A 3,237-nucleotide genomic window follows, 5' to 3' on the forward strand; every position below is an offset into this window, starting at 1 on the left:
GATTTGAGCTGAAAAGCTCATCTTTCCCTACCTCCCTGTTGGACTTCGGCCGAGCTTGTCTCGGCCATTTTTTTGTCTGCAGGCTTTTTCCTGCGGCGATCTCAGCGGTGCCGCAGCGCCTGCCGCGCCAGCGCCGCGATCAGGTCCGTGCGCGTGACGATGCCGACGATGCGTCCGCGCTCGAGCACCGGGATGGCATCGACGTCGCCATCCGCCATCATCGGCAGCAGCGCGGCGACCGGCGAGCCGCGCGTCGCGCGCGGGCCGGCGACCTTCATGATGTCCGAGGCGGTCACCGGGGTCTCTCGCCCGAGATCGACGAGCCGCCGGAAGGCGGGCAGGAAGCCGCGTTCGAGCCGCTCTGCGTCCTCGCGCGCGCGGGTGATCAGGTGGATCTGGAAAATCACCCCGAGAAACCTCTGCTCCGGCCCGACCACCGGCAGCGAGGCGAACCGATGCCGCCGGAACAGCTCGGCGACCTCGGCAAGGGTGGTGTCGCCGCCGACGGTGACCAGATCGCGCGACATGATGTCCTCGGCATTGAGCGGGCCTGCATGGTGGCTCGCGGCTTGCAGTTCGGCGGCGCCGATGAGCCGGGCCAGATCCTCGACCCCGAGGTTGAACGACTGCCGGTAGCGCTCCAGCAGCCCGGAAAGCTCTGTCTCCGAGAGCCCGAGACGCTCAGAGGGGCTGCGGTCCCCGGTGCCGTGCTGGCCGGGGGCGTCGAACTGCCGGAACGGGTAGTGCCGCCCGGTCAGCCGGGCGTAGAGCGCGGCGAGCACGACCAGCGCGGCGGTGCCCGCGGCGATCGGGGTCAGGGCGAACCAGAAGCCGAGATGGTCGATCGCCTCGGGGCTCATGGCGGCGGTCATCGCCACCGCCCCCGCCGGCGGATGCACCGCGCGGCACAGGATCGTCGCGGTGATCGCCAGCCCCACGGCGAGCGCGATGCGCAGCGCCGGATCGGCGACCAGCAGGCAGGTCGCAACGCCCACCAGCGCCGCGACGGTATTGCCGACGATGGCGGACCAGGGCTGGGCGAGGGGGCTGTTGGGCACCGCGAAGAGCAGCACCGAGGTGGCGCCGAAGGGCGCGACGAGATAGAGCCCGAGGTTCAGGTCGACCTGCGGCGAGAGCAGGACCAGCCCGGTGACGCCGAGGCCGAGCAGCGCGCCGAAACCGGCGCGGAGCGCCTCGCCGAGGGAGACTCGCGCCACGGCTGGCCCGAGGGAACGGAGAATGTGCATGGGGGACTGCCTTCTGTGCCTGCCGCGCAAAAATTCAGCATTCTGCGAAAAGTTCAACCGTAGGCCTGCGCGAAGAAGACGATGGTGGTGACCAGCCCGACGGTGACGATGAAGGTCCGCAGCAACGACAGGTCCTGCACCCTGCGGGCCATATGCGCCCCGACGTAGCCGCCCGCGGCGCAGCCAAGACCGGTGACGACCAGCGCGCTCCAGTCGATCAGCCCGGCAAGGCTGTAGGTGACGACCGAGACAGCCGACAGCACCAGCGAGGCCAGCGTCTTCAGCCCGTTCATCCGGTGCAGGTCGCTCATGCCGATGAGTCCGAAGGCGGCCAGCAGCAGGATCCCGAGCCCGCCGTTGAAATAGCCGCCGTAGATCGAGACGAGCAGCAGCAGCGTCAGCGAGACGGCATCGGGCAGGCGGCGCCCCGAGGCGAGCAGCCCGCGCAGCAGCGCGGGACCGGCGGCAAAGGCCAGCGTGGCGATCAGCAGCAGCCAGGGAATGACGCCGGAAAACAGGTCCTCGGGGGTGACCAGCAGCAGCAGCGCGCCGAGGATCCCGCCAAGCATGGCGGTGACGACGAGCGCGCGCAGGCTTGGCCCTTCGCCTGCCTGGATGTCGCGGCGATAGGCCCAGCTGCTTCCGGCATAGCCGGGCAGGGCGGCGAAAGTGGCGGTGGCATTGGCCATGATCGGCGGCACGCCGACCCAGACCAGCGCGGGAAAGGTCAGGAATGTGCCTCCGCCCGCGATGGCGTTGAGCGCCCCCGCGCCGAAACCGGCAAGGGCAAGGATGGTCGTGGTCAGCATCTGGGTCCTCCTCGAGAGGCGCGCGGTGTTGCACGGCATGGCATTGGTCTGCAAATTGGTCTGGGTTTGGCCCGGAGCGGGAGGCGCGGCATGACATCGAAGCGGGGGCAGGTGGTCCTGTCGGATCTGCGCGGGCTGGTGGCCGATCTGGCCACAGAGGTCGGCGCGCGGCTGCCGCCCGAGCGCGAGCTTGCCCGCCAGCTCGGCTGCAGCCGCGAGACGCTGCGCGGCGCGTTGCAGGTGCTCGAGCGCGAGGGCGAGCTCTGGCGGCACGTCGGGCAGGGCACCTTCTGCGGCCCGCGGCCGCTCGGCCATCCGATCCGCGAGCAGATCCTCGTGCAGGGCGCCGCGCCGATGCAGCTCATGCAGGCGCGCCTGACCATCGAGCCCTCGGTCGCCGCCGAGGCGGCGCGGCTCGCCACCGCGGAGCAGGCGGCCTACCTTGCGGCGCTGGCGCGGCGCGGCCGCAGGGCGCGTACGCGGCCCGAGAGCGAGCAGCTCGACGCGGCCTTTCACCGCGGCATCGCCGAGGTGACGGGCAACCCGATCCTGCTGGGACTGCTTGACTATCTTGCGGGGGTGCGGCGTCACGCGGCCTGGCAGCGCGAGTGGGAGCTGACCTATCGCAGGCTCGGCGTCAGCGCGTTCACCGAGCGCCACAGCGCCCAGCACGAGGCCATTGCGTCGGCGATCTCGGGGCGCGACCCGGAGCGCGCGGCGGCGGCGATGCGGGCGCATCTCGAGACCATCTCGGAGGCGATGCGCGGGGCCGGGCTGCCGGGGGCGGGAGCGCGGGACGCGGCGCCGCGCGCATGATCGGCAAGGCGGCGCCGGTCCGCGGAAACGATCGGACACGAGTGCGCCAGACCCCCTTGAGCCGGGTCCCCCGGTGCCGCAGGCTGGCCGCGATTGCCACGAGAGGAGGACACCCTGATGGTCGATTTCGCCCGGACTGTCGTGCTGCTTGCCGCGCTTGCCGGCGTTGCCGCCTGTGCCAAGGGCCCGCAGATTCAACCGCTGACCAAGGGCTTTGTCGAGGGCAGCTTTTCCGCGAGCGACGCGGCCGTGGGGGCATGCCGGGCCAAGCTGGCGGCGGAAACCTCGGGCAGGCTGAAGGTCGTGGGATCGCGGGCCTCGGGCGCGAGAAGCTCGGTCTACATGCGGATCGGTCCGAGCGGCGC

At 71.1% G+C, this 3,237-nt stretch carries 4 protein-coding genes; 2 read left to right on the forward strand and 2 right to left on the reverse strand.

The genetic code is table 11. The features are described 5' to 3' along the window. Positions 1-101: 101 nt before the first annotated feature. Entirely contained in the window at positions 102-1,247 is a 1,146-nt protein-coding gene (locus IQ782_RS29350; RefSeq protein ID WP_194138199.1) for an HPP family protein, read from the reverse strand. 53 nt (positions 1,248-1,300) lie between these two features. Further along, positions 1,301-2,056: a sulfite exporter TauE/SafE family protein gene (locus IQ782_RS29355; RefSeq protein WP_194138200.1), complete on the reverse strand. Its 756-nt coding sequence runs from the start codon at positions 2,054-2,056 to the stop codon at positions 1,301-1,303. Between the two features lie 90 nt (positions 2,057-2,146). Here IQ782_RS29355 and IQ782_RS29360 point away from each other — a divergent pair, with 90 nt between their 5' ends. Together IQ782_RS29360 and IQ782_RS29365 are read left to right on the forward strand one after the other, a co-directional pair. Then, positions 2,147-2,872 carry a FadR/GntR family transcriptional regulator gene (locus IQ782_RS29360; protein ID WP_194138201.1) on the forward strand — a complete coding sequence of 242 codons (726 nt, stop codon included), beginning with the start codon at positions 2,147-2,149 and terminating at the stop codon, positions 2,870-2,872. A 117-nt stretch (positions 2,873-2,989) separates the two neighbouring features. Continuing rightward, a partial coding sequence (locus tag IQ782_RS29365) for a hypothetical protein (RefSeq protein WP_194138202.1) occupies positions 2,990-3,237 on the forward strand: 248 nt, incomplete at its 3' end.

It is taken from the genome of Salipiger mangrovisoli, assembly GCF_015223355.1.
Lineage (GTDB): Bacteria > Pseudomonadota > Alphaproteobacteria > Rhodobacterales > Rhodobacteraceae > Salipiger > Salipiger mangrovisoli.

Bases quoted from the DNA above. Each gene is read 5' to 3' on its own strand.
- IQ782_RS29360 (WP_194138201.1), top strand. From the start codon at position 2,147: ATGACATCGAAGCGGGGGCAGGTGGTCCTGTCGGATCTGCGCGGGCTG.
- IQ782_RS29355 (WP_194138200.1), bottom strand. From the start codon at position 2,056: ATGCTGACCACGACCATCCTTGCCCTTGCCGGTTTCGGCGCGGGGGCG.
- IQ782_RS29350 (WP_194138199.1), bottom strand. From the start codon at position 1,247: ATGCACATTCTCCGTTCCCTCGGGCCAGCCGTGGCGCGAGTCTCCCTC.